This window comes from Aeromonas popoffii (genome assembly GCF_037818705.1).
GTDB lineage: Bacteria > Pseudomonadota > Gammaproteobacteria > Enterobacterales > Aeromonadaceae > Aeromonas > Aeromonas popoffii.
This window is the reverse complement of record NZ_CP149129.1, coordinates 3817072-3840386: the sequence shown is the minus strand read 5'-3', so window position 1 is coordinate 3840386 and position 23315 is coordinate 3817072. Positions and strand designations below refer to the sequence as shown.

26 protein-coding genes are annotated in these 23315 nt (G+C 58.9%); 14 read left to right on the top strand and 12 right to left on the bottom strand.

What is annotated here, in order from left to right; genetic code table 11:
• Positions 1–53: 53 nt before the first annotated feature.
• Entirely contained in the window at positions 54–665 is a 612-nt protein-coding gene (locus WJM78_RS17660; protein WP_212512757.1) for an AhpA/YtjB family protein, read from the bottom strand.
• A gap of 120 nt (positions 666–785) precedes the next feature.
• Here WJM78_RS17660 and serB point away from each other — a divergent pair, with 120 nt between their 5' ends.
• Together serB and WJM78_RS17650 are read left to right on the top strand one after the other, a co-directional pair.
• A complete protein-coding gene (serB, locus tag WJM78_RS17655) occupies positions 786–1802 on the top strand; it encodes a phosphoserine phosphatase SerB (RefSeq protein ID WP_287145810.1) in 1017 nt (338 codons plus the stop codon).
• 37 nt (positions 1803–1839) lie between these two features.
• Positions 1840–2745, top strand: a complete 906-nt coding sequence (locus WJM78_RS17650; protein ID WP_339015912.1) for an alpha/beta fold hydrolase — start codon at positions 1840–1842, stop codon at positions 2743–2745.
• Positions 2746–2814: 69 nt separating this feature from the next.
• Here the strand turns inward: WJM78_RS17650 and WJM78_RS17645 are convergent, their stop codons facing one another.
• Positions 2815–5193, bottom strand: coding sequence for a PilZ domain-containing protein (locus tag WJM78_RS17645; RefSeq protein WP_339010832.1), 2379 nt, complete (start codon positions 5191–5193; stop codon positions 2815–2817).
• A 100-nt stretch (positions 5194–5293) separates the two neighbouring features.
• Between WJM78_RS17645 and radA the strand changes: the two genes are divergently transcribed.
• A complete protein-coding gene (gene radA, locus WJM78_RS17640; protein ID WP_108536201.1) occupies positions 5294–6658 on the top strand; it encodes a DNA repair protein RadA in 1365 nt (454 codons plus the stop codon).
• Positions 6659–6770: 112 nt separating this feature from the next.
• Here radA and WJM78_RS17635 read toward each other — a convergent pair whose 3' ends face one another.
• Positions 6771–7151, bottom strand: a complete 381-nt coding sequence (locus WJM78_RS17635) for a PilZ domain-containing protein (RefSeq protein ID WP_275930542.1) — start codon at positions 7149–7151, stop codon at positions 6771–6773.
• 99 nt (positions 7152–7250) lie between these two features.
• Positions 7251–7733 (bottom strand): sigma D regulator, encoded by a 483-nt coding sequence (rsd, locus tag WJM78_RS17630; RefSeq protein WP_108536200.1) that lies wholly within the window; start codon positions 7731–7733, stop codon positions 7251–7253.
• Positions 7734–8074: 341 nt separating this feature from the next.
• Here rsd and hupA point away from each other — a divergent pair, with 341 nt between their 5' ends.
• The gene (hupA, locus tag WJM78_RS17625) at positions 8075–8347 is read left to right on the top strand and encodes a nucleoid-associated protein HU-alpha (RefSeq protein ID WP_005305063.1); all 273 of its coding nucleotides are present in this window, start codon (positions 8075–8077) and stop codon (positions 8345–8347) included.
• Positions 8348–8448: 101 nt separating this feature from the next.
• Positions 8449–8874: a hypothetical protein gene (locus tag WJM78_RS17620; protein WP_042036178.1), complete on the top strand. Its 426-nt coding sequence runs from the start codon at positions 8449–8451 to the stop codon at positions 8872–8874.
• Positions 8875–9011: 137 nt separating this feature from the next.
• Here WJM78_RS17620 and dusA read toward each other — a convergent pair whose 3' ends face one another.
• Positions 9012–9998 carry a tRNA dihydrouridine(20/20a) synthase DusA gene (gene dusA / locus WJM78_RS17615; RefSeq protein ID WP_339010831.1) on the bottom strand — a complete coding sequence of 329 codons (987 nt, stop codon included), beginning with the start codon at positions 9996–9998 and terminating at the stop codon, positions 9012–9014.
• A 140-nt stretch (positions 9999–10138) separates the two neighbouring features.
• On the opposite strand from dusA, the gene zur reads away from it, so the two are divergent.
• From zur to WJM78_RS17600, 3 genes are read left to right on the top strand one after another with little or no spacing between them, the layout of a single operon-like run.
• Positions 10139–10597, top strand: a complete 459-nt coding sequence (gene zur / locus WJM78_RS17610; RefSeq protein WP_084204620.1) for a zinc uptake transcriptional repressor Zur — start codon at positions 10139–10141, stop codon at positions 10595–10597.
• Positions 10587–11048 (top strand): chemotaxis protein CheX, encoded by a 462-nt coding sequence (locus WJM78_RS17605; protein WP_108537021.1) that lies wholly within the window; start codon positions 10587–10589, stop codon positions 11046–11048. The genes zur and WJM78_RS17605 overlap by 11 nt, the downstream gene beginning before the upstream one ends.
• A 4-nt stretch (positions 11049–11052) precedes the next feature.
• Positions 11053–11283: a hypothetical protein gene (locus WJM78_RS17600; protein WP_042036171.1), complete on the top strand. Its 231-nt coding sequence runs from the start codon at positions 11053–11055 to the stop codon at positions 11281–11283.
• Positions 11284–11354: 71 nt separating this feature from the next.
• Here the strand turns inward: WJM78_RS17600 and brnQ are convergent, their stop codons facing one another.
• Together brnQ and WJM78_RS17590 are read right to left on the bottom strand one after the other, a co-directional pair.
• The gene (gene brnQ / locus WJM78_RS17595; protein WP_275930698.1) at positions 11355–12617 is read right to left on the bottom strand and encodes a branched-chain amino acid transport system II carrier protein; all 1263 of its coding nucleotides are present in this window, start codon (positions 12615–12617) and stop codon (positions 11355–11357) included.
• Positions 12618–12852: 235 nt separating this feature from the next.
• Complete coding sequence (locus WJM78_RS17590; RefSeq protein ID WP_275930699.1) at positions 12853–13563, bottom strand: tRNA1(Val) (adenine(37)-N6)-methyltransferase; 711 nt, start codon at positions 13561–13563, stop codon at positions 12853–12855.
• Positions 13564–13691: 128 nt separating this feature from the next.
• On the opposite strand from WJM78_RS17590, the gene srmB reads away from it, so the two are divergent.
• Positions 13692–14915, top strand: coding sequence for an ATP-dependent RNA helicase SrmB (gene srmB / locus WJM78_RS17585; protein WP_339010830.1), 1224 nt, complete (start codon positions 13692–13694; stop codon positions 14913–14915).
• Positions 14916–15104: 189 nt separating this feature from the next.
• On the opposite strand, the gene yaaA is transcribed toward srmB, so the two are convergent.
• From yaaA to tapT, 3 genes are read right to left on the bottom strand one after another with little or no spacing between them, the layout of a single operon-like run.
• Positions 15105–15878 (bottom strand): peroxide stress protein YaaA, encoded by a 774-nt coding sequence (yaaA, locus tag WJM78_RS17580; RefSeq protein ID WP_042036165.1) that lies wholly within the window; start codon positions 15876–15878, stop codon positions 15105–15107.
• Positions 15879–15909: 31 nt separating this feature from the next.
• Positions 15910–17019: a type IVa pilus ATPase TapU gene (gene tapU, locus WJM78_RS17575; protein ID WP_339015908.1), complete on the bottom strand. Its 1110-nt coding sequence runs from the start codon at positions 17017–17019 to the stop codon at positions 15910–15912.
• Positions 17020–17047: 28 nt separating this feature from the next.
• On the bottom strand, positions 17048–18082 hold the full coding sequence (tapT, locus tag WJM78_RS17570; protein WP_005320466.1) for a type IVa pilus ATPase TapT: 1035 nt from the start codon (positions 18080–18082) through the stop codon (positions 17048–17050).
• 39 nt (positions 18083–18121) lie between these two features.
• On the opposite strand from tapT, the gene WJM78_RS17565 reads away from it, so the two are divergent.
• From WJM78_RS17565 to WJM78_RS17545, 5 genes are all read left to right on the top strand, one after another.
• Positions 18122–18823 carry a YggS family pyridoxal phosphate-dependent enzyme gene (locus WJM78_RS17565; RefSeq protein WP_275930701.1) on the top strand — a complete coding sequence of 234 codons (702 nt, stop codon included), beginning with the start codon at positions 18122–18124 and terminating at the stop codon, positions 18821–18823.
• A 90-nt stretch (positions 18824–18913) separates the two neighbouring features.
• Entirely contained in the window at positions 18914–19738 is an 825-nt protein-coding gene (proC, locus tag WJM78_RS17560; protein ID WP_275930702.1) for a pyrroline-5-carboxylate reductase, read from the top strand.
• Positions 19739–19766: 28 nt separating this feature from the next.
• On the top strand, positions 19767–20318 hold the full coding sequence (locus tag WJM78_RS17555) for a YggT family protein (protein WP_108536333.1): 552 nt from the start codon (positions 19767–19769) through the stop codon (positions 20316–20318).
• The gene (yggU, locus tag WJM78_RS17550) at positions 20318–20617 is read left to right on the top strand and encodes a DUF167 family protein YggU (protein WP_042036158.1); all 300 of its coding nucleotides are present in this window, start codon (positions 20318–20320) and stop codon (positions 20615–20617) included. Before WJM78_RS17555 ends, yggU begins: the two co-directional genes overlap by 1 nt.
• 18 nt (positions 20618–20635) lie before the next feature.
• Positions 20636–21055: a DUF4426 domain-containing protein gene (locus WJM78_RS17545; protein WP_212512767.1), complete on the top strand. Its 420-nt coding sequence runs from the start codon at positions 20636–20638 to the stop codon at positions 21053–21055.
• A gap of 70 nt (positions 21056–21125) precedes the next feature.
• On the opposite strand, the gene WJM78_RS17540 is transcribed toward WJM78_RS17545, so the two are convergent.
• Both WJM78_RS17540 and WJM78_RS17535 read right to left on the bottom strand, forming a co-directional pair.
• Positions 21126–21425, bottom strand: coding sequence for a hypothetical protein (locus WJM78_RS17540; RefSeq protein WP_042036155.1), 300 nt, complete (start codon positions 21423–21425; stop codon positions 21126–21128).
• 113 nt (positions 21426–21538) lie between these two features.
• On the bottom strand, positions 21539–23143 hold the full coding sequence (locus WJM78_RS17535; RefSeq protein WP_339010829.1) for a peptide ABC transporter substrate-binding protein: 1605 nt from the start codon (positions 23141–23143) through the stop codon (positions 21539–21541).
• Positions 23144–23315 lie beyond the last annotated feature (172 nt).

The following is a 23315-nucleotide window of genomic DNA, read 5'->3' as shown; positions in this document are numbered from 1 at the left end:
CCTCAGGGTCGCCGTTTTTATATGTGCAGTTTTTTGGGGGGGGGCTCGGTTTTTCAGGGACTGGGCGTCTGGGGCGGGCTCTTCTTCTTGTGCTTGCGTACCCGCATGTAGTTGCGGCGCACGCCGTAGGAGATGAGCAGGCCGGCCAGCAGCGCCACCAGCAGCATCAGCCGCTGTTTTTCTTGCACCACCTTGAGTCGGGTGTCCTTGTCCGCCAGCAGTTTCTGCTCTTCCAGTGTGATGCGCAGGTAGCCTATGGTCTGCTCCCCATCCAGGATCTCCTGCACAAACTGGATGCGGCCCTTGCCCTGTTCCGGCACCGATTTGTTGTTGTCGCCGATGGGCAACAGGCTGTCCAGTGGCACGGCGGCGTCCGATTGGGCGAGGGGGATGCCACGGGCGTCATAGAGGGTGGCATCGAGGATCTCGGGCTCGGCGGCCAGATCCTGGGCCAGCCGTTCCAGCTCGCTGTTCTTGTCTTCCTTGATCCAGCGCTTCATGTCACGGGCGGCATAGGCGACCAGCGCCTGGGCACGGTTGCGCGCCTCGCTGTGCAGCGAGGCCTGGCTCTCGCCCTGCATATGAATGAGCACACCGAGCACCCAGAGGCCGAGCAAAATGCCGGCACCCAGACTGAGAACACGTTTGATGGGAAGATGACGCAAGCGTTGAGCCTCCTGACGACGAGCGGTGGCGGGATCTTGGCGCTTGCCTGTATAAAAAGCAATACGCTACTCTGGGCCCGCGTTGTTAACCCCATGATCATCAAGGAAGGCTCTATCTCTATGCTGTTGTCCCAATTACCTGCTGCCTTGTCCGAGTGGCCAGAGTGCCTGCCCAGTGCCCCCTGGTGGCAATTGACGCCGCAGGCGCTGCTGCCCGTCGCCAAACCGCTGGATGGCGCCTGGCTGGTGCTGTTTGGCAAGCACCTTGCCGCCCGCCATCTGGCACGCCTGGCCGAGTTGCTGGCCGCGCAGGATATGCAGGCTCAGCTCTATCCGCCGAGCACTCCGGCCGGGGTGCCCTTGCTGCTGTTGGGGACGGACAGGTTTTCCCCCGAGCTGGTGCAGTTGCTCAAGACCGGGGAGTGGGACATCGACATCTGCCATTTGCCGGTGCTGCCGACTCTGAGTGAGCCCGGCTTGCTGGTGATGGACATGGACTCCACTGCCATCCAGATCGAGTGCATCGACGAGATCGCCCGTCTGGCGGGAGTGGGTGAGCAGGTGGCCGCCGTGACGGCCGCCGCCATGCAGGGCAAGCTGGAGTTCTCCGACAGCCTGCGCAATCGGGTCGCCCTGCTGGCAGGGGCGCCGGTCACCATCCTCGACGAGGTGGCGGCCCAAATGCCCTGGATGCCGGGCCTGCAACTGATGGTCGATACCCTCAAGCAGGCGGGCTGGAAGGTGGCGATCGCCTCGGGGGGCTTCACCCGCTTCGCCGGCGAGCTGCAGCAGGTGCTGGGGCTGGACGCCATCTTCGCCAACGAGCTGGCGGTTGAGGAGGGGCGACTGACTGGCAAGGTGAGCGGGCGCATAGTGGACGCCAGCGTCAAGGCCGAGGTGCTGCAACAGTTGGCGAGCGACTTTGATATTTCCGCAGGTCAAACCGTGGCCATCGGCGATGGTGCTAACGATCTCAAGATGATGGCGGTGGCCGCTCTTGGCATTGCCATCCACGCCAAGCCGCTGGTACGGGCCCAGGCGGCCGCCACCCTCAACCATCATGATTTGGAAGGGGTCATCTGTCTGCTCGGTGCCCTTGCCTGTCGCGATCGCCGTTGGGATCGTCACGGATCTTGAGTTACCTGTCCCATGTCAAGGAGGTCCTGGCATAGTGATGGAACTGTTACAGCAGTCCCTGTTTATTCCCTGTGGTGAGCACCAGCTGCACGTGCGCCACATTCAGCCACGGGTCGCCGTGCATGCTGAGCCGATCCTGATGGTGCATGGTGCCATCGAGAATGGCCGTATCTTCTATACCGAATCGGGCAAGGGGCTTGCTTGTTTCCTGGCGCGCCACGGTTATCAGGTCTATGTGGCCGACCTGCGCGGCCGGGGTCTGAGCACCCCGGCTATTGCCGTGCAAGCCGGGCATGGCCAGCACGAGCTGATCACCGAGGATCTGCCGGCCCTGCACCGCTGGATTGCGGCGCGCCATGCCGGCTTCAGGCTGCACTGGATGGCTCACTCCTGGGGGGGCGTCATCATGGCCTCGACCCTGGTGCGTTTGCCTGAGTTGGCCGTGCAGATCGCCAGCCTGGTGTTCTTTGGTACCAAGCGTGGCATCTCGGTGCAGAACCCGGAACGCTGGTTGAAGGTGGATATCATCTGGAATCGGCTGGCGCCCTGGCTGGCGCGGCGCAGCGGTTTTCTGGCTGCCCGCAGCCTGAAGATGGGGGCCGATGACGAGCCACTGCGCTACCTGCAGGAGACTATCCCCTGGATCAAGTGCGGCCCCTGGCAGGATCCGCACGACGGCTTTGCCTATGACGAAGCGGCGGCCAGGGTCAACTGGCCGCCGCTCTGGATGATTTCAGCCAAGGCTGACAAGGTATTGGGGCACCCGACCGACGTGCGTCGCTTCAGTGCCGAGATGGGGGCTGTCACACGCCATACTCGGCTTGGCAAGGACAACGGCAACCGGCTCGATTACGATCACATCAACATGCTGACTGCGCCACAGGCACAGGAGGATCACTTCCCGCAGATCCTCGCGTGGCTGCTTAACCCGCAGACGGCGTGATGGCGAGACAAGGCTGGTTTACCTGGTCGATATCCGCGCTTGGGCCGGTTCATTGGCATGAGTTGCCGCTCAATTGATGGGCGGGGTGATGCCGAGCCGGAACAGGGTGGCCTGGCTGGTATCGGTTAGTTCACCCACACCCACCACGCTCCACAGCTCCTCCTCCAGCTTCCTGGCCTTGTGGATGGCGAACTTGGCGATGTAATCCAGCTCGTTGGCGATGAAGTTGGTATCGGGTCGGCCGGTGCGAGAAATGCCAACCAGCACCGAATAAAACTCCCCCTGACGCAGTGCCAGCTCGATGAAGCTGCGTTTTTCCGCCATGTCCTGAAAACTGCTGGCCAGCCGGCTGGAGAAGACGGGCAAGCCGGCCGGCGTGCGCAGACTGGCGATGTAGACCTCTTCCTCCTGTGGCTTGTCTTCCCGTTCGATGGCGCGTAGCGGGTTCATGATCAGCTGCTTGAGCAGATCCCCGTGGAACAGGGGATAGAGGTTGTCCTGATCCCCCTTCTCGGCACAGGCCCGCAACAGACGTGACAGGCTGCGATCCTGCGGGGCATGGCCTACCGAGGCCGGCTTGGGTGCGCCCTTCAGTTTGTTGATGTAGACGGGGGTGCTGAAGATATGATGGGTGTAGATGTTGCGCAGCGCCCTGGCCATGCCGCGGTAACGACGCTGCTCCTGCGCTGCCTTGAGTTTGTTCTGGTTGCTCTCGATCAACAGGCTGAAGAATTGGCGACCGATGTGGCGCTCAGGGTCCCCCTCGATACACAGATGCAGCATGGTCCGGGTCAGGTTGATGCTGACCAGTCGGTAGGGGAGGCGTTGCAAATCCATGCTCTTGGAGAGCTCCTGCAGGCGGGGCAAGGCGAGGGTGACTATGTCATCTTTTTCGCCCTCGAACGCCTCTTCCAGCTCTATTTGCATGCCGTGGGCCGAGATGTCGCGGGTCCAACCAAGCCAGGCCCGCCCGTTGTGCTTGATGGCGACGGCTGTCTTGTGGATGTAGCGTGCCTCTTTGCGCAACTGCACATAATGCAGCGTCTCGATCTCGAAGGGGGCGGCCCCAAGATCATGGCCGAAGCGCTGCAGTTCGTTGGCATTATTGCTGAACTCCCCCTCCTGGCGGAACTCCTCGCGCAGGGATTCCTGACTGATGTCTTGCAGCAGGCCGCAGTAGCCAATCTGCTTGAGCCGTTCGAGCAGCAGGATGTCTTGCAGCTGTGGATTCTCGAGCCCTTGCAACTGGCCGACGTCAGCTTCCCGTAACTCGCATGCCTCCAGCGAGAATTTGTAGACACGCCAGCTGGGGCGGCGGGAGCCTACCTGGAAAAAGAGCGCAGTGAGGCCGCTCTGGCGCAGCTCCTCGGCGGTGGCCGAGAAGAAGTAGATATGGCTGCGCACCGTATGGGTAAAGCAGTAGATGAGCGTCTCTACAGTAGTGCCGGGGGCCGGGCAGAGCTGCTTCATTCGCTCGGCACTGAAGAGCCCTGCCAGGGCGTCACGGTTCTTCTCGTCTCGCCAGTACTCTAGTAGATGCTGGTTGTTCTCGGTACGCAGGGCAATCTCGAGGTTGGGGTTGTCACCAGTGCCGAAGAAGAGCGGCATGCCAGTCATCCGTGGCAGGTAAAACTGCTCATATCCCTTGATGATGGCGGCGGAAAGCAGATAGTCGACGCTGACTCGATAACGGATCTTGTTGGCGTCGATAAAGTCGCTGAGGAAGGCATCGAATGCTGGCTGTTCACCCGATCGCACCAGCCGCAGCCAATATTTTCCCTCTTTGCTCTCTTCGCCGAGGATCTGGTAGCCGACCGGCTGGTGCAGCACCGGATTGGGGGTATCCCGCTCCAGCCCGGTGAAGAAGACCTCGACCTGCGCGCCGGTGTGATAGCTGGGCAGATAGGGTACCGATACCCGCATCCCACCCAGCGAGAGATCGGAGCTCTTGGCGAACAGCTTCTCCCCATCCTGAAACTTGATCAGCACCGGCGAGCTGAAGTGCATCCGCTCCTGACGTCGGCCGTAGTAGCTGGCGAAGGGGATGGGATTGACATCGTATTGGCGAAACGGGCTGGCAGGGGGGGGCAAGGAACCGTCACCCTTGCTCTGGGGGTGTTTCTGCCAATGTTGCAGCGCCTCGTTGACACCCAGGGTGTAGGTATCCCGGTAGAGATAGCACTGGGACTGAAACAGGCCTATGGCCTCAGCCGGCATGAAGTGGGTGATCCCTTCAAACTCATGGACCAGGCACTCTTCGCCCAGCTCGTCGCGCATGTCGATGACACGCCGGCAGGGGGTGCATTTGCGCTTTATCTCCATCTTGAGCAGGAAACGGCGGTTGCTGTTTTCGTCCTGCGTCAGGCGATTGAAGATGTCATCGAAATCTTTTTCTCTGAGCAGAGGAATGAGCTGTTCAATCAGGTGCTGTTGTTGTTCTGAATCCATGTGTTCCTGCCACGGAAAGTCACTTTTCCGATTCTGGGTTTGATCTGTCGGTCGCAAACAAGTATATCAAGCAGGAATTCATCCTGTCTCCGAGTTATCCATGGCCAAAAATAAAACTGCCTATGTTTGTACCGAATGTGGTGCCGACTTCACACGCTGGCAAGGCCAGTGCGGCGAATGCAAGGAGTGGAACACCATCACTGAGGTGCGTCTTGGCTCAGTGACGCCGGGCAAACATGCCCGCTACACAGGCTACGCCGGCGCCATCGGCAGTCAGGTTCAGACGCTGGCGGAGATCGCCACCACAGAGATCCCCCGTTTTTCCTCCGGTTTCAAGGAGCTGGATCGGGTGCTCGGTGGCGGCGTTGTGCCAGGTTCGGCCATTCTGATTGGCGGCAATCCGGGGGCGGGCAAGTCTACCCTGCTGTTGCAGACCATGTGCGGTCTGGCTGAGCGGATGAAGACCCTCTATGTGACTGGGGAAGAGTCGCTGCAGCAGGTGGCGATGCGTGCCAGCCGGCTGGGGCTGCCTACCGACAAGCTGCGCATGCTGTCCGAGACCAGTGTCGAGCAGATTTGCATCATAGCTCAGCAGGAGCAGCCGCAGATCATGGTCATCGACTCCATCCAGGTGATGCATGTGGCCGATGTTCAGTCATCTCCCGGCTCCGTTTCCCAGGTGCGGGAGGCCGCGGCCCTGTTGACCCGTTACGCCAAGCAGAATCACGTTGCCATCTTCATGGTGGGCCATGTGACCAAGGATGGCACCCTGGCGGGTCCCAAGGTGCTGGAGCACTGCGTCGACTGTTCTGTATTGCTGGATGGCGCCAACGATTCGCGCTTTCGCACTCTGCGTTCCCACAAGAACCGCTTCGGTGCCGTCAACGAACTCGGTGTGTTTGCCATGACGGGGCAGGGCATGCGCGAGGTGAGCAACCCTTCCGCTATCTTCCTCAGCCGGGGTGAGGAGCAGGCCCCCGGCTCCATCGTCATGGTGATCTGGGAGGGTACCCGACCGCTGCTGGTGGAGCTGCAGGCACTGGTGGACTACTCCCAGCTATCCAACCCGCGCCGGGTGGCCGTGGGGATGGATCACAACCGTCTCGCCATGCTGCTGGCTGTACTGCATCGTCATGGCGGGCTGCAGATGGCGGATCAGGATGTCTTTATCAACGTGGTGGGGGGCGTCAAGGTTGAAGAGACCAGTGCGGATCTGGCTCTGTTGCTGGCCATGGTTTCCAGCTTTAGAGATCAGGCCTTGCCCAAGGATCTGGTGGTGTTTGGTGAGGTGGGCCTGTCCGGCGAGATCCGGCCAGTACCATCCGGTCAGGAACGGCTGCAAGAGGCCGCCAAGCACGGCTTCCGCCGTGCCATAGTGCCTCATGCCAATGCGCCCAAGCATCCCATAGAGGGAATGGAAGTGGTGCCGGTGAAAAAACTGGCAGATGCGCTGGAAGCCTTGTGACCATTGATGCAGCCGCGTTCTAAAACGTAGATTTAGCCGATCTCGGCAATAAATCCAGGCAATAAAGAAAGAGCGCCATCGGCGCTCCTTTCTATTGCATCTGGAGGGATCCTCAGGGATGAGGGTGTTCCAGATGCTCGTTCAGCAGTTGTTCCAATTCACGATGGAGCAGCTCTTCATCTCCGACGTTGAGCTCTACCATCCGCTTGAGGTGGGTCGCACTGTCGATGTCGATATGGTGGCAGTAGAATCCCAGCTTCTTGCTGGCCTCATGGGTCAGTTCGACCTGCATCTTGATCTCGATGTCGCTGCCGCTCAGGACGAAGCCCAGTTCATACTCTTTGTTGTCGTTGCTCTCCCAGCCATCGGGCCGGATCAAGAGCGCCCCCTGGAGGGATATATCCACCAGCTGGGTACGCCATATCTTATCGCCCTGGACGAGGTCGGCCATGGTCAAGTAGAGGATTCGTGAAAAACGGCGACGCTCGGACATTCTCATCTCCTGTCAGCAATAGGGTTTGGTGCTAAAGGTCATAACAGAGTGTAATGTACCTTGCGCATCAGGATCTTGAACTGGCTCCGAAATTGGATATCAAACCTGTCGGGTGCTGAGTGATTCCACCACTTGCAACGCCTTGACCAGCCGATCCTCCTGTTTGAAGCGATCCTCCAGTACCGGGCCGAGTTGATTCAGATCTTCATCCAGCAGCAGCAACTGAGCCTCATCTGCGTTGCTGTACTTGTCGTTGAATTCCAGTGCGAATTCGGTGCATGCCCGAATATTGGGATAGATGCGCTTGGCCAGCTCCAGTTTGTCGCCGCTGGCTTTTTCGAAGGCGGTGACCACATGGTTGTAGATCTCGAAGTGGCCGGCGCTGACGTAATCGACCAGTTGCTCGCAGAAACGCTGCAGTTCGACATGGCCGGGGAGTGAGCGCTGTTTGGTGCGGGCGGGCGTCAGCCCGGCGAGCCGCATGTATTCAACCAGCAGAGCCTGCCTGGCATCCAGCCAGTCATCGATAGCCCGATGCTTTCCTGCCAATGCGCGTTTGGTTTGTTCCAGTTCAGTTAACATAATCCCTCCGTGGGGCATAGGCATGGAGTGCTATCGCTACAGGCCTCCGGCCTTTCTTATTGACTGACGACACTCCCTATAACTAGGGAAAATCCTGTTGACCGTCAATAGGTGTATGGGGATATTGTTACATCTGATGGTGTTTTGGCTACAAGACGCCATCACTTGCTCTCCTCTTCCAATCCATCGCGATAACGAAGGGGTGAGATTTGTGACTATTTCCGCAGATCTTGATGAAAACCCCAGCATTCAAGCCAACCTGGCTGATAAAGCCTTTGCCTGAGTGTTTTTTTTTGAATAGAGTGACTCGGTGCTAAATGCCCGATCATAAAGGAAATGTTATGAACAAAGCTCAACTTGTCGATGCAATTGCCGCCAAAGCCGATCTGAGCAAAGCTCAGGCCAAAGTTGCTCTGGAAGAGATCATCAATGGTATTACCCAGAGCCTGAAAGAAGGCGATGCTGTGCAGTTGGTGGGTTTTGGTACCTTCAAGGTGAACCATCGCGCGGGCCGTACTGGCCGTAACCCGCAAACTGGTAAAGAAATCCAGATTGCAGCCGCGAATGTGCCGTCCTTTGTGGCAGGCAAGGCGCTCAAAGACGCCGTCAAGTAATCGTGTAAAACCCGGCGCCAGCCGGGTTTTTTATTGCCATCGTCAGCGGAATTTGTTTCAGATACACTCAAGATATGGCGTGCGCCGTAGTGAGGTGGATGATGGAACAGAAAAATGCCATTCGGCAGGTTGCCGTACCTTGGGCTCCGTCCCGCCAACTCCCCCCAGGCCTGGTTGTGGCCGAACTTCACCAGGATATCTGGAGTGACTCTCTGACCGTCATGCTGGGTCGGGCGCGCAGCATAGATCTGCCGCCCCAGATCCTGTGCCGGGTCTACTTTCGTCATATCTTCGCGGTGCGGGTCATGGAGGATTGCGATCTGTCGGAAGGCAAGGAGAGCCATGCCATCGAGGAGCAGATCCAGCTCATCACCCCGTCCCGTTTTGCCAGCTGGTTCCATCAGGAATCGGAGGGGCTTCATCTGGACGAGGATCTGCAGCACTATCGCATCTCGACTTGGGACTACTGTGCCGATGTGCTGACGTCATTTGCACCCGAACTGCAGTTTGTGGACAAGGGGTCGTAGCGTCAGCGCGATGGCCACGCATAGAAAAGCCGGTAACACCAGGTGTTACCGGCTTTTTCATTGGTGGGCGGGAACGGGTTAAGGGTCAGCCCAGCTGCGGCTCCCTGTGCAGCCATAAACCTGTGAAGCGAACAGGATTATTCCACCGAGTCGGCGCTGGCGAATTCCGGCACCTTGGCCATGGCATCCAGTACGACCTGGATGCCGGCACCCGGTTTGCAGGCGTTTTCGCTCAGGTGGCGACGCCAGGCACGGGCACCCTGCATGTTCTGGAACAGTCCCAGCATGTGGCGGGTCATGTGGGAGAGGTAGTTGCCCTTGGCCAGCTCCTGCTCCATGTAGGGCAGCATCATCCGTACCACCTCATGACGGCTAGGAACGTCGCCCGCTAGGCCGAACAGCTGGCTGTCCACCTGCGCCAGGATATAGGGATTCTGATACGCTTCGCGCCCCATCATCACGCCATCGACATGCTGCAGATGCTCGAGGGTCTGCTCCATGGAGGTGACGCCACCGTTGAGGGCGATGGTCAGCTCAGGGTAATCCTGCTTGACCCGGTAGACGCGCGGGTAATCGAGCGGCGGGATCTCGCGGTTCTCACGCGGGCTCAGGCCGCTCAGCCACGCCTTGCGGGCGTGCACGATAAAGGTATCGCAACCGGCGTCGCGAACTTGCTCGATAAAGGCCTGCAAAAATTCGTAAGAGTCCTGATCGTCGATACCGATGCGGGTCTTGACCGTCACCGGGATATCGACCACATCGCGCATCGCCTTGACGCAGTCGGCCACCAGCGCGGGTTCGCCCATCAGGCAGGCACCGAAGCGGCCATTCTGGACCCGATCCGACGGGCAACCCACGTTGAGGTTGATCTCGTCATAGCCGCGCTCCTGTGCCAGTCTGGCGCAGTGGGCAAGATCCGCCGGGTTGCTGCCACCCAGTTGCAGCGAGATCGGATGCTCCTGCTCGCTATAGCCCAGATAATCCCCTTTGCCATGGATGATAGCGCCCGTGGTCACCATCTCGGTATAGAGTAAGGTCTGGCGGGTCATCAGACGGTGGAAATAACGGCAATGCCGATCGGTCCAGTCCAGCATGGGGGCGATGGAAAAACGCTGCGCCTGCATAAAAATCATCCGGGTTGGCTAAACAAAGGGGGCGGATTTTATCACAACGTGAGGCAGCCCCAGAAAATGAATTTTGTCGCCGCGCCACCGGGGGCCCTGTGATAGTATCCGACTAATAAGTAAAGGGTATTTGCGTGATCATGAATCAAGACCAACTTTTACAACGAGCCGAACGACTCTGCGAACAACGCGGGATCCGCTTCACCCCTACCCGGCGTCAGGTGTTCACTTTGCTGGCTGCCCACGGCAATGCTATCAGCGCCTATGATTTGTTAGCCCAGCTGCAGCAAACAGAGGCTCACGCCAAGCCGCCTACAGTCTATCGGGCACTCGATTTTCTGCTCGAACAGGGCTTTGCCCACAAGGTGGAGTCGCTCAACGCCTTCATATTCTGTTGTCACTTTGACCATGCTCATCCCATGCAACTGCTGATCTGCGACCGATGTGGCGAGGTGGTCGAACTCCATGACACGGCGATCGACAGCGCGTTTTCCGAGCAGGCCCATCAGCATGGTTTTACTATTACCAATAAGACAATAGAGGCACATGGCCAATGTGCTCGCTGTACGACCACCGTAGGACATCAACATGAAGGCTGATTTTGTAAACCCGTTCCTGCTTTCCCTGCTCAATGTGCTCTCCACCATGGCGCAGTTGGATCTTAAACCGGGTAAGCCCAAGCGCAAGATGGATGAGTTGGCGCGAGGCGATGTCTCCGGCCTCATCGGCATGGTGGGTCCGCAGACCCGTGGCTCGCTTTCCATCAGCTTCGAGAAGGGGTTGGCGTTGGAGATCATGCGTCGCATGCTGGGGGAGGCCCCCGCCACCATCAATGAAGAAGTGACCGACATGGTGGGTGAGATCACCAACATGGTTACCGGTGGTGCCAAGCGCATGCTGGGAGAGAAAGGTTACGAGTTCGACATGGCGACCCCTATCATAGTCTCCGGTCCCAACCACACCATCACCCATAGAGCCGATGGCACCAAGATTATGATGCCGTTCGAGTCAGATTACGGCCGGGCCACCATCGAAATCTGCTTCGAGTAACCTTATGTGGAAAGCGCTGAAGTGGTTCTTCATCGGTTGGGCACTGTTGCTCATCCTGTCTGATATCCAGATCAACACCTCGCTGTACAAGTACGATGACAACAAGGTGGTGGTAAGCTTTCCACGCTGGCAGGCAGAGAGTCCCTGGGGCACCTTACAATGGCATGCCGGTCGGATTGAGACCCACTGGTATGGCCTGGAAGGCAGGCCCAAACCGGTAGAGCCCCTGCTTTGAAATCGATGACAAATCAGAGAAATGAAAGAGGCCAGCATATGCTGGCCTCTTTTTTACTGATTTGAGAGTGGTCAGGCGGCTTCGGCAGCCAGCTTATCATTGGAACGCATCACAATGCCAAGGCCACAGGCAAGCAGGGTTGGCAGCAACCAGGCTAGCCCTTTGTCAAACAGCGGCAGGAAGGCGAAGGCATCCATCTTCATACCGGCAGCGCCCAGACCATCCAGGCAACCGAACAGGAATGCCACCATCAAGACGGAGCGGAACACCAGACGAGGACGACCGAAGTAACCCTTCAGGAAGGTGACCAGCACCAGGGCTACGGCGACCGGATAGATGGCAACCAGCACGGGAATGGAGAGGCTGATGAGTTGGCTCAGGCCCACGTTGGCGACGATGGCGCAGATGGTGCCCAGCAGCACAACCAGCTTCTTGTAAGCCACACCGGTGAGGTTATGGAAGAAGTCGGAGCAGGCGGAGATGAGGCCCACGGCTGTGGTGAAGCAGGCCAGAGTGATGATGGCCGCCAGGATGAACTGACCCGGCTGGCCAAACAGGCTCAACACATAGGCGTTGACGATGGCGCCGCCATTGCTGACATCGGTGGCTACCCCGGCAGCTGTGTTACCCAGCTGGAACAGGGAGATATAGACCACGGACAGACCGATGGCTGAGATGACGCCGGCGATGGCCAGATATTTGAACTGGCTCTTGTAGTCGTGGATGCCTTTCTGACGCAGTAGATCAACGATCAGGGCGCCAAACATCAGGGACGCGAGGGTGTCCATGGTGTTGTAGCCTTCCAGAATCCCTTTCACGAAGGGGCCGTTCTGGTAGTCACCGGACGCAGCTGGCATTGTACCTTGTGGCGCGATGAACACACCCACGGCCAGGGTCAGCAGCAGCAGCATCAACAGCGGGGTCAGGTACTTGCCGACGGCATCCATCAGCTTGCCCCGGTTCATGGAGACCAACATGGCGATACCGAAGAAGATCACGGTATAGACTGCCAGACCGGCTTGACCCATATCACCGATGAAAGGCTTGATTCCCATCTCGTAGGCAACCAAACCGGTACGGGGCGCAGCAAAGGCGGGGCCGATGATGATATAGATGGCAACGGCCAGCGCGGTAGCAACACCGGCAGGCAGCAGCTTGGTCATGCCAGCCCAGCCATTACCCGCCTTGGCGACGGCGAGGATGGTGATGAGGGGCAGGCCCACGGCGGTCACCAAAAAGCCCAGCATGGCCAGGGAGAGGTGTTCGCCTGCCATGTAGCCAGCCAGCGGCGGGAAAATGATGTTACCGGCGCCCAGATAGAAGGCAAAGGTCATGAAGCCCAATCCGAGTACATCGGATAATGTGAGTGATTTCGTCAAGTTCAACCTCGTCTGTCTTGTAAACTATTGCTTGTTATAGTTTTTTATTGGTCAGTGACCGGCGTTGTTCGGGGGTAAAAAAAAGAGCCCCGCGTGTTTTTTCATCACAACCAGTGGTTTGAGCTGGTCTGGAGCGGGCGCTCGTTTGAGAGTCAGCATAATGGCGTGAAAAAATAGTTCAAGACGAAATTTACATCTTCAAATAGAAGGGGTGGGTCAGTTGGATGTATCTGTCGGAATAGGCGCCATCAGCAGAATGGATCACAATCTCACCCTGCTCACACCTGCTTAATCCTCTGCCAAGTAGCAATAAAACACGATTTGCCTCTTTACCTACTCTGGTGATAACAGCTGTATAACAAACACCATACAGATCATAATCCGCCGAGATGCATAAAATTTCATCGGCCATGGCGGTCGGTAGCACCAGCGCCACCTGCCCGGCAGCGCTCAGTAAACGGTGGCACGCAGCCAGTAGATCCCGGCTGCCGAGCGCCCCTGTATGGCGGGCCAGCGCTCTGGCCGGATCGCTAAATGACTGGCCTGCCGAGAAATAGGGCGGGTTGGAGACGATGAGATCGTAGCGAGTGGCCTGATAATCTTGAATGGCGTTTTCCACTATGTTGACCCGTGAGGTCCAGGGGGAGGCGGCCACATTCGCGCGCGCCTGTGTCGCTGCATCCCTATCCAGTTCCACCCCGTCGATGAGGCAGTCGGATCGGCTGCGCTGGGCCAGCATCAGTGCAATCAGGCCGCTGCCTGTGCCAATGTCAAGCACCCGGTGGGCGTTGGCAACCGGTGCCCAGGCGCCTAGCAGTATGCCATCCGTGCCTACCTTCATGGCGCAGCGGTCGTGCTCGATATGAAACTGTTTGAAGGTAAAACCACTATTTCGTCCCATCTGACCCCCACCATATGCCGGCTACACAGAAAATGGTCGGCGATTATAGCGACTAAGCCACAGTCCCCATAGGAGCCGACGACATAATCGCCTATAATCTGCCGTTTCCTTAATGACCGAGTATTGCCATGAGCCAGTCCTTTGATGATTTCGACCTGAATCCAGCCCTCAACCGGGCCTTGGCCGAGATGGGATTCACCCGCCCCACCACCATCCAGCAGATGGTGCTGGAGCCAGCCCTGGACGGCCGCGATATTCTGGCATCCGCTCCGACCGGTACCGGCAAGACGGCCGCCTTCCTGCTGCCCGCCCTGCAGCATCTGCTGGACTTCCCGCGCCGCAAGCCGGGTCCGTGCCGCATGCTGATCCTGACCCCGACCCGCGAGCTGGCCCTGCAGGTCACCGCCCACGCCAAGGCGTTGGCGGTGCACACCAACCTCAGCATCGAGACCATCATCGGCGGCGTCAGCCACGACGAGCAGCTGCCGGCCCTGACCAAGACCACCGACATCGTAGTGGCGACCCCGGGTCGTCTGCTTGAGTACATAGAGAAAGAGGAGTTCGAGAGCCACGACATCGAGGTGCTGGTGCTGGATGAAGCGGATCGCATGCTGGACATGGGCTTCATCAAAGACGTGAACCGTATCGTGGCCGAGGCGCGCTATCGCAAGCACACCATGCTGTTCTCCGCCACCCTGGAAGGGGCTGGTCTTGAGAAGTTTGCCAACGAGATCCTCAACGAGCCGGTGGAGCTGCACGCCGAGCCGCCCCGCAGTGAGCGTCGCCCCATCACCCAGTGGGTGCATCTGGCCGATGATGCCGCCCACAAGCTGGCCCTGCTGGTGCATATCCTCAAGGATCCTGAAACCCAGAAAGCCATCGTCTTTGTCAGAACCCGTGAACGGCTGGCGGAGCTCTCCGGCCAGTTGCAGGCTGCCGGCGTCTCCTGCGCCTGGATCCGTGGCGAGATGGAGCAGAGCAAGCGCATCGAATCGATCCGCAAGTTCCATGCGGGAGAAGTGCCTTTCCTCATCGCCACCGACGTCGCTGCCCGTGGCATCGACCTGCCCAACGTCAGCCATGTCATTAACTACGACATGCCTTATGGCACCGACGTGTATGTGCACCGTATCGGTCGGACTGGCCGTGCCGGCAACCGTGGTTGCGCCATCAGCCTGGTGGAGGCGCACGACATGGCCATGGTCGCCAAGATTGAGCGTTACACCGAAGAGCGTCTCAAGCGCCGGGTGATCGACGAGCTGCGTCCCAAGCACAAAGAGGCGCGGGTACCGGTGAAGAAGAAAAAGCCGAAGGATGGCAAGAAGAAGAGTGCCAAGAAGAAAAAGAAATAAGCCATGCCTGCAGCAACGGTCATCCTCGGATGGCCGTTTTGCTTGCTGCCTGCGGTGAGTGTGCCTGTGTTCGCGGATCGCGCGCAGAAAAAAGCCGACGTATAAACGTCGGCTGATAAAAAGTGCTTACAACAGAGGATTCATGTATTCAGACCCGGGGATCCTGAATTTGGTTCCCTCTTTCTGTAATTAATTTTCGGCGCGTTTAAACATCAGGGTCTGAGCGTCAGACTCTTCTGGCACGAAGTAGTAACCATCGCTGTTGAAGCCGGTCAATTGTTCCACCTCGGTCAGCCGGTGCTTGATGATGTGACGGGCCATCATGCCACGCGCCTTCTTGGCGTAAAAGCTGATGATTTTGAACTGGCCGTTCTTCTCGTCCTTGAAAACAGGGGTGACGATCCTGCCCTTCAGGGCTTTCGCTCGTACCGACTTGAAATACTCGTCAGAGGCCAGGTTGATCAGCACCTCGTCCCCTTGCGCCGCCAGCGCTGCATTGATGTGCTGGGTAATCACATCCCCCCAAAACTGGTAGAGGTCCTTGCCGCGACTGTTATCGAGCCGGGTCCCCATCTCCAGCCGATACGGCATCATGAGATCGAGCGGACGCAGCACGCCATAGAGACCTGACAGCATGCGCAGGTGCCCTTGGGCAAAATCGAGATCCGCGTCGCTGAAATCCTCCACCGCCAGCCCCGTGTAGACATCTCCCTTGAACGCCAGCAGTGCCTGGCGGGCATTGCCTGGGTGGAAGTCAGGTTGCCATTGGGCGAAGCGGGCGGCGTTGAGGCCGGCCAGCTTGTCGCTGATTTTCATCAGACTGGCGATCTGATCCGGTGTTAGCTGGCGGGCCCGGGTGATCAGCTCGGCTGAGTGATCCAGCAATTCGGGTTGGGTGAAACGGGAGCTCACCAGAGGCGACTCGTAATCCAGCGTTTTGGCCGGGGAAACCACAATCAGCATAACGATCCTTTATAGCGGTGACACACGCCCCTCATTCATCCAGGGTGACGTTGTCGAGTGTGCCTGCACCCAGCTGCTCACGGCCGGACAGCTTGATCAGCAGTCGCAGGTCGTTGGCCGAGTCGGCATGGGCAAGGGCCTCACTGTAGCCAATTTGGCCAGCACAGAACAGAGTGAACAGCGCCTGATCGAAGGTCTGCATGCCGAGCTCGGTGGACTTGGTCATCACCTCCTTGAGGCGATGCATCTCCCCCTTGCGGATGATGTCGGTAATGAGCGGGGTGTTGAGCAGTACTTCGAAGGCCGCAAAACGGCGGCGACCGTCCACGCTCGGAAGCAGTTGCTGGGCCACGATGGCGCGCAGGTTGAAGGAGAGATCAAACAGAAACTGTCGGTGTTTCTCCTGTGGCACTAGGTGGAGGATGCGATCCAGTGCCTGGTTGGCATTGTTGGCGTGCAGGGTGGCGAGACAGAGGTGACCCGTCTCGGCAAATTGCAGCGCAAACTCCATGGTCTCAGAGCTTCGGATCTCGCCGATGAGGATCACGTCCGGCGCCTGGCGCAGCGAACTCTTCAGTGCCACGTCGAACGACTCTGTGTCTATCCCCACCTCCCGCTGGGTGATCAGGCTGCGACCGTGCTGGTGCACGAACTCCACCGGGTCTTCCACCGTCAGTATATGGCCATCGGCATGCTGGTTGCGAAACCCTATCATGGCGGCCTGGGTGGTGGACTTGCCCGCACCGGTGGCGCCGACAAACAGCACCAGCCCGCGCTTGGCCATGGCCACCTCCTGCAAGATGGGGGGCAGGGTCAGCTCGTCGAAGGTCGGGATCCGGGTCTCGATGCGGCGCAGTACCATGCCAGGCAACTCCTGCTGCCAGAAGGCGCTGACCCGAAAACGGCCAAGATCCTCGCGGTGGATGGCGTAGTTAGCTTCCTTGGTGCGGATGTAGCGCTCGAAGTGATCGCTACTGAGGGTATCTCTGACCAGCGCCAGCGCCCCCTTCTTGTCGAGCGCCTCGTCCCCCAGCGACACCAGATGGCCATTCACCTTGAGGGTGGGCGGCGAGCCCACCGTCACAAACAGATCCGACCCCTTTCGCTTGACCAGCTCGGTCAGTAGATCATCCAGATTCATCATTTATCCCTCCCTGGGTTTGAGGCTCTTAAACGCTGTTGGGGTCGACCGCCTTGGCCTTGGCATCCAGGGAGGCCACCACGCCACGACTGACCAGTTGCTTGAGGCTCTGATCCATGGTCTGCATGCCGTGGGTCATCCCGGTCTGGATCACCGAGTAGAGCTGGGCGATCTTGTCTTCCCGGATGAGGTTGCGCACCGCGGGTATGCCCATCATGATCTCGTGGGCCGCCACCCGGCCACCGCCGATCCGCTTGAGCAGGGTCTGGGAGATGACGGCGCGCAGGGATTCAGAGAGCATGGATCGCACCATGTCTTTTTCCGCGCCGGGGAAGACGTCGATGATACGGTCTATGGTCTTGGCCGCTGACGAGGTGTGCAGGGTGCCAAACACCAGGTGGCCCGTCTCGGCCGCCGTCATGGCCAGACGTATTGTCTCGAGATCGCGCATCTCGCCCACCAGTATGATGTCCGGGTCTTCCCGCAGTGCCGAGCGCAGGGCGTTGCTGAAGCTCTTGGTATCGCGGTGTACTTCCCGCTGGTTCACCAGACAGCGTTTGTTCTCGTGTACGAATTCGATGGGGTCTTCGATAGTGAGTATGTGGTGGTGGAAGTTCTCGTTGATGTAGTTGACCATGGCCGCCAGTGTGGTGGACTTGCCCGAGCCGGTCGGGCCTGTCACCAGCACCAGGCCGCGGGGGTATTCGGAGATCTTGCGAAAGATCTCGGGGGCATCGAGATCCTCCAGACTCAGTACCGTGCTGGGGATGGTACGAAACACGGCCCCCGAACCGCGCGATTGCTGGAAGGCGTTGACCCGGAAGCGGGCCAGATTGGGCACCTCGAACGAGAAGTCGACCTCGAAGTTCTCCTCCAGTTCCTTGCGCTGGTGGTCGTTCATGATGTCGTAAATGAGGGCATGCACTTCCCTGTGTTCCAGGGCGGGCAAATTGATCTTGCGAACCTCACCATCAACCCGGATCATCGGGGGAACCCCAGCCGAGAGGTGTAGATCCGAGGCTTTATGCTTTACACTGAAAGCCAATAACTCTGTGATATCCATAGATTTGTCATTCTCCCATCACAAGATCACTAACGAAATATGAGCCAAATTGCCCAGCACCTGCTTCAGGTAAAGGAGCGTATTGTACAAGCCGCGAGCCAGTCGGGTCGTTGTGTCGATCACATCCACCTGCTTGCGGTCAGTAAAACCAAGCCACTTGAGGCCATTTGCGAGGCCTATGCCGCCGGCCAGCGCCGCTTCGGTGAGTCCTATGCCCAGGAGGCGGCCACCAAGATAGATACCTTGCGCCAGCAGCCGGAATATAGCGACATCGAGTGGCACTTTATCGGCCCGCTGCAATCGAACAAGTCCCGGCTGGTGGCCGAACGGTTCGATTGGGTACAGAGTGTGGACAGAGACAAGCTGATCGAGCGCCTCGACAACCAGCGTCCTGACGGGTTGGCGCCGCTAAATGTCTGTCTGCAAATCAATATTAGCGGAGAGAGCAGCAAATCCGGAACGTCTGAGCAAGAGATTTTCCGGCTGGCCGAGCTGGTCTCACGCAGCGAGCGGCTGGTATTAAGGGGGCTGATGGCCATCCCGGAGCATACCAGTGACGAGGTGGTATTGGCTGCCCAGATGGTACGCATGCAGACTCTGTTCACCGAGCTTGCGCGGCAATACCCGAGCGTCGATACCCTCTCGATGGGCATGACAGAGGATCTTGAGCTGGCGATCGTCCATGGCAGCACCATGGTGCGGGTCGGCACAGCCATCTTCGGTGCTCGTGACTATTCCTAAGCAAGAGCACCTGATGCAATATGGAACCCTCGCCTTTATCGGCGCAGGCAGTGCAGGTGTCCGCAGCTATTTCAGCAACAGGAGTGTTTGATGCAGCAAAGAATCCTCGCCTTTATCGGTGCAGGCAACATGAGCCGCAGTATCATTGCCGGCCTGATCCAGGCGGGTTATCCGGCCGAGCGTATCATCGCCGCCAATCCCAGCCGTCCCAAACTGGATGCGCTGGCGAGCGACTATGGCATCCGCGTCACCCAGCATAATGCCGAGGCGGCCCGCGAGGCTGACGTCATAGTGTTGGCGGTCAAACCCCAGCTGATGGCCGGCATGCTGAGTGCGCTGGTTGATGAGCTGGGGTCGCTGGCGGGCAAGCTGCTCATTTCCATCGCCGCCGGCATCAAGGTGGCACGCCTTGGCGAGATGGCGGGCGGTCACGCTCGCATCATCCGCACCATGCCCAATACCCCCTCCTTGCTGGGATTGGGCATGACAGGCCTCTATGCCCCCCCCGGGGTTGAACAGGCCGATCGCGACGTTGCCGAGCAGATGATGCAAGCCGTGGGCAAGACCCTCTGGGTGGCGCAGGAGTCTGGCATCAACGGCGTCATCGCCGCGGCGGGCAGTGCCCCGGCTTACTTCTTCCTGTTCATGCAAGCGATAGCAGAGGAAGCGCAAGCCATGGGCTTTTCGCCCGAGCAGGCGCGCCTGCTGGTGCAGCAGACCGCGCTTGGCGCCGCTGCCATGGTAGAGCAAAATCCCGATTTGTCGCTGCAAACCCTGCGTGAGCAGGTGACCAGCAAGGGGGGCACGACCGCCGAGGCCATCAAGACATTCCAGGCGCAGGGGCTGATGCCGCTGACCGCTCACGCCATGCAGGCGGCCGTCGCACGTGCCGCCGAGATGGAAACGCTTTTCTGAACACTCTTCTCTTACCGCTGGAGCTCAGATGAACACAGCTTATTTTCTGATTAACACGATTTTTGATATCTACCTCATGGTGCTGCTGCTGCGCATCTGGTTGCAGTGGGCCCGCGCCGACTTCTATAACCCCATGAGCCAGATGGTGATCAAGGTGACCAATCCGCTGGTGATACCGTTGCGCCGGGTCATTCCGGGCTTCGGTGGGCTGGATATGGCCTCGGTGCTGTTGGCGCTGATCATCGCCTTCGCCAAGTTGGCACTGCTCAAGAGCATGAACGTGCTGGTGGCCGACTGGCTCACCATCAGCCTGTTTGCCGCCCTGACCGTGCTGAAGAAGGCGGGCTCCATGATCTTCTGGGTGCTGCTGATCCGTGCCATCCTGAGCTGGGTCAGCCAGGGTCGCAATCCCATCGAATACGTGATGCACCAGCTGACCGAGCCCTTCCTGGCCCCGATTCGTCGCATCCTGCCGGCGCTGGGCGGGCTGGACCTCTCCGTGCTGGTCGCTTTTATCGGGCTGCAGGCCATAAACTATGTGTTGGGTGATCTGTTCGGCCAGCTGTGGTGGATGATTTGATGCCAGCCGTCCTGCGGGAAGGGGACGAGCTGATATTGCATCTGATGATCCAGCCCAAGGCGAGTCGGGATCAGATCGTCGGACTGCATGGCGACGAGGTGAAAGTGGCCATCACGGCGCCGCCGGTGGATGGCCAGGCTAACAGCCACTTGATCAAGTATCTGGCCAAGCAGTTCAAGGTGGCCAAGGGGCAGGTTCGCATAGTGCGCGGGGAGTTGGGACGGCACAAGACGGTTGCCATCGAGGCGCCGAAGCAGATCCCCGCCGAGATCAGTACCCTGCTGGAGACTCAGGGTTAACACGAGAAGGATGACACCATGAAAACAGCCTGGATAAGCTGCCTGCTGGCACTGCTGATGACCTTGCCGCTGCGGGCGGAGCAGATGAAGGAGCTGGGCCCCTGGCGGGTACACTACAGTGCCTTCAACTCCAGCTTCCTCACTCCGGACGTGGCCAAGGCCTACGGTCTGGAACGCAGTCGCTACAACGGCATCATCAATATCGCTGTGCAAAACAAGCAGGGCGTGGCGCAGGCGGTGGGTATCACGGGTGAGGCCAAGAACCTCACCGGTACCCTACGTACTCTGACCTTCCAGGAGGTCAAGGAGGGGGACGCCATCTACTATCTGGCGGTGCTGCCCTATCGCAATGAGGATACCTACCAGTTCACCCTGAAGATCATGGGGGAGGGGCAGCAACAGACGCTCACCTTCCAGCAGACCTTCTACGTCGACTGAGGCTGTTGCCCTGATTACCGAATAGAAGAAGCCCCGAACTCAGGTTCGGGGCTTTTTTCATGATGTGGCGTCAGCTGGCCGGTGCAAAGTCGTGGATCTCGCCCGTTCGCGGGGTGAAGCGAGGATCCTGATCCCGGTTGTGCTTCACCCACTCCATGGCCTGGCAGAAGCTCTCCTGCCTGGCAAGCTCGTCACGCACCTGATCGATGGCCCGCTCGGCGCTGCGCCGCTCCATCTTGCTAGCCTTGCGATCACTGAACTGTTTTTGCTGGGCCAGCATCCAGTCGATGAAGGCCTGACGGCATTGTGACTCGCTGGCCGCTTGGGCGGGCAGTGTCATCAACAGGGTGATCATCAATACATAGCGCATAACAAACCGACGACAAGAGGGTGGGGAGAGGGTGAAGGGCAGTATTTTATGCCGAAAACGTGAGCATGAACAGAGGGGAAGCGGGGCCGACGAGTGGTCAGCCCCGGGCAGGATCAGTGCTTGATGAGGTAGAGTTGGCGGCTGTAGGCCACGTCCTCCGGGTTGTTGATGGGGTAGCCCTTGAGCCAGGGCTTGATGAGCCGGGCATTGGTGTACTGATAGATGGGCGTGATCGGCGCTTCATCCTGCAATATGGTTTCGGCCTGGTCAAACAGCTGGGCCCGCTCGCGGGGATCCTGGCTGCTTGCCGCCCTGGTCAGCAGGGCATCGTAGCCGGCGTTGGCGAAGCGAGCCATGTTGCCGCTGTGGTGGGAGCCCCACAGACCTAGGAAGGCGGAGGGGTCGTTATAATCGGCCACCCAGGAAGAGCGGATCACCTCGAACTGGCCGCTCTGGCGGCTGTCGAGATAAGTTTTCCACTCCTGATTGGTGAGCTCGACCTGGGCACCCAGTTTCTGTTTCCAGAGGTTGGCGATGGCCAGCGCCATCTTCTTGTGAATTTCCGCCGTGTTGTAGAGCAGTGTCAGCTTGAGCGGCTTGTCTGGGCCATAGCCAGCCTCCTTGAGCAGCGCTTTGGCCTTCTCATCCAGCGTCTGCTGGTTGCTGCTGGAGAGCAGGTTGGCCTTGGGCTCGAAACCGGCCACCACGTCCGGGGTGAAGCGATAGGCCGGTTTCTCGCCGGTGCCCAGCACCTTGGCGGCGATGAGGTCGCGGTCGATGGTGTAGGAGAGCGCTTTGCGCACCCTCACATCGTTCAGCGGTGGCAGCTGGGTGTTGAAGGCGTAGTAGTAGGTGCCGAGTTGATCCGGGGTATAGACCTCACCCGGGATCTGCTGCATCAGCTTGTGATATTGCTCCTTGGGGAAGGATTCCGTGATGTGCAGATCCCCGGCCAGGTAGCGGTTGGTGGCGGCGGTTTCCTGGTTGATGGGCACGAAGGTAACCCGGGTCAGCACTGTATGGGCCCTGTCCCAGTAATGGGGATTGGGGGTCAGCTCCAGCCTCTCGTTCACCACCCGGTGGCTCAGCACGAAGGCGCCGTTGCCGACCAGCTTGCCTGGCTGGGTCCACTGGTTGCCATATTGCTCCATGCTGGCCTGATGCAGTGGCGACAGACTGGGGTGGGTCAGCAGGCTCAGGAAATAGGGTACAGGCTGGGAGAGGGTCACCTGCAGTGTGTGCTCATCGAGGGCCTTGACCCCAAGCTCACTGGGGGCCAGCTTGCCGGCCACTATCTCGTCCACCTTGTCGAAGCGGGCCAGCTGGGCAAACCAGGCGAAGGTCGCGGCCTCTTTCGGATCAACCAGTTTGCGCCAGCCGTAGACGAAGTCGGCGGCCTTGACCTTGTCACCGTTGGACCAGTGTGCATCCGGTCGCAGATGGAAGGTAAACTGCTGATTGTCCTTGTTGTCCCAGCTCGCTGCTACGCCAGGCAGCACCTTGCCGTCCGGCCCCTGGGTCAACAGCCCCTCGTAGAGATCCCGCAATACCTGCAGTTCGGGCAGGCCGACCAGTTTGAGCGGGCTCAGGCTCGCCGGTTCATCCTTCAGATGACGCACGACGGCCTGCTCGGCTGCGAGTTGAGTGCTGGGTGGAACATCGGCTGCCTGGATACAGGCACAGCCCAGCAGGGCCAACAAGGGACTCCATCCTTTCATGGCTAATCCTTCAAATAGTGTGAAGCGGGGAGAAAACTTGGCGAGAAATGATCGCCGACAGATGGGAAATCATGATATCCCGTTTGCTGGTCAGACTACCAGTATGAGTCCCATTATTTCAGGGGCGGTGTGGAACCTTAATTGACCCGCTGTCAGGGGGAGAGGAGTGAAC

Bases quoted from the DNA above. Each gene is read 5' to 3' on its own strand.
- yaaA (WP_042036165.1), bottom strand. From the start codon at position 15,878: ATGCTGATTGTGGTTTCCCCGGCCAAAACGCTGGATTACGAGTCGCCT.
- tapT (WP_005320466.1), bottom strand. From the start codon at position 18,082: ATGGATATCACAGAGTTATTGGCTTTCAGTGTAAAGCATAAAGCCTCG.
- WJM78_RS17635 (WP_275930542.1), bottom strand. From the start codon at position 7,151: ATGTCCGAGCGTCGCCGTTTTTCACGAATCCTCTACTTGACCATGGCC.
- WJM78_RS17590 (WP_275930699.1), bottom strand. From the start codon at position 13,563: ATGGGACGAAATAGTGGTTTTACCTTCAAACAGTTTCATATCGAGCAC.
- brnQ (WP_275930698.1), bottom strand. From the start codon at position 12,617: ATGACCTTTGCCTTCTATCTGGGCGCCGGTAACATCATTTTCCCGCCG.
- yggU (WP_042036158.1), top strand. From the start codon at position 20,318: ATGCCAGCCGTCCTGCGGGAAGGGGACGAGCTGATATTGCATCTGATG.
- tapU (WP_339015908.1), bottom strand. From the start codon at position 17,019: ATGAATCTGGATGATCTACTGACCGAGCTGGTCAAGCGAAAGGGGTCG.
- WJM78_RS17620 (WP_042036178.1), top strand. From the start codon at position 8,449: ATGGAACAGAAAAATGCCATTCGGCAGGTTGCCGTACCTTGGGCTCCG.
- dusA (WP_339010831.1), bottom strand. From the start codon at position 9,998: ATGCAGGCGCAGCGTTTTTCCATCGCCCCCATGCTGGACTGGACCGAT.
- zur (WP_084204620.1), top strand. From the start codon at position 10,139: ATGAATCAAGACCAACTTTTACAACGAGCCGAACGACTCTGCGAACAA.
- WJM78_RS17540 (WP_042036155.1), bottom strand. From the start codon at position 21,425: ATGCGCTATGTATTGATGATCACCCTGTTGATGACACTGCCCGCCCAA.
- radA (WP_108536201.1), top strand. From the start codon at position 5,294: ATGGCCAAAAATAAAACTGCCTATGTTTGTACCGAATGTGGTGCCGAC.
- serB (WP_287145810.1), top strand. From the start codon at position 786: ATGCTGTTGTCCCAATTACCTGCTGCCTTGTCCGAGTGGCCAGAGTGC.
- WJM78_RS17555 (WP_108536333.1), top strand. From the start codon at position 19,767: ATGAACACAGCTTATTTTCTGATTAACACGATTTTTGATATCTACCTC.
- WJM78_RS17645 (WP_339010832.1), bottom strand. From the start codon at position 5,193: ATGGATTCAGAACAACAACAGCACCTGATTGAACAGCTCATTCCTCTG.
- WJM78_RS17600 (WP_042036171.1), top strand. From the start codon at position 11,053: ATGTGGAAAGCGCTGAAGTGGTTCTTCATCGGTTGGGCACTGTTGCTC.
- WJM78_RS17565 (WP_275930701.1), top strand. From the start codon at position 18,122: ATGAGCCAAATTGCCCAGCACCTGCTTCAGGTAAAGGAGCGTATTGTA.
- proC (WP_275930702.1), top strand. From the start codon at position 18,914: ATGCAGCAAAGAATCCTCGCCTTTATCGGTGCAGGCAACATGAGCCGC.
- WJM78_RS17545 (WP_212512767.1), top strand. From the start codon at position 20,636: ATGAAAACAGCCTGGATAAGCTGCCTGCTGGCACTGCTGATGACCTTG.
- WJM78_RS17650 (WP_339015912.1), top strand. From the start codon at position 1,840: ATGGAACTGTTACAGCAGTCCCTGTTTATTCCCTGTGGTGAGCACCAG.
- WJM78_RS17535 (WP_339010829.1), bottom strand. From the start codon at position 23,143: ATGAAAGGATGGAGTCCCTTGTTGGCCCTGCTGGGCTGTGCCTGTATC.
- hupA (WP_005305063.1), top strand. From the start codon at position 8,075: ATGAACAAAGCTCAACTTGTCGATGCAATTGCCGCCAAAGCCGATCTG.
- srmB (WP_339010830.1), top strand. From the start codon at position 13,692: ATGAGCCAGTCCTTTGATGATTTCGACCTGAATCCAGCCCTCAACCGG.
- rsd (WP_108536200.1), bottom strand. From the start codon at position 7,733: ATGTTAACTGAACTGGAACAAACCAAACGCGCATTGGCAGGAAAGCAT.
- WJM78_RS17605 (WP_108537021.1), top strand. From the start codon at position 10,587: ATGAAGGCTGATTTTGTAAACCCGTTCCTGCTTTCCCTGCTCAATGTG.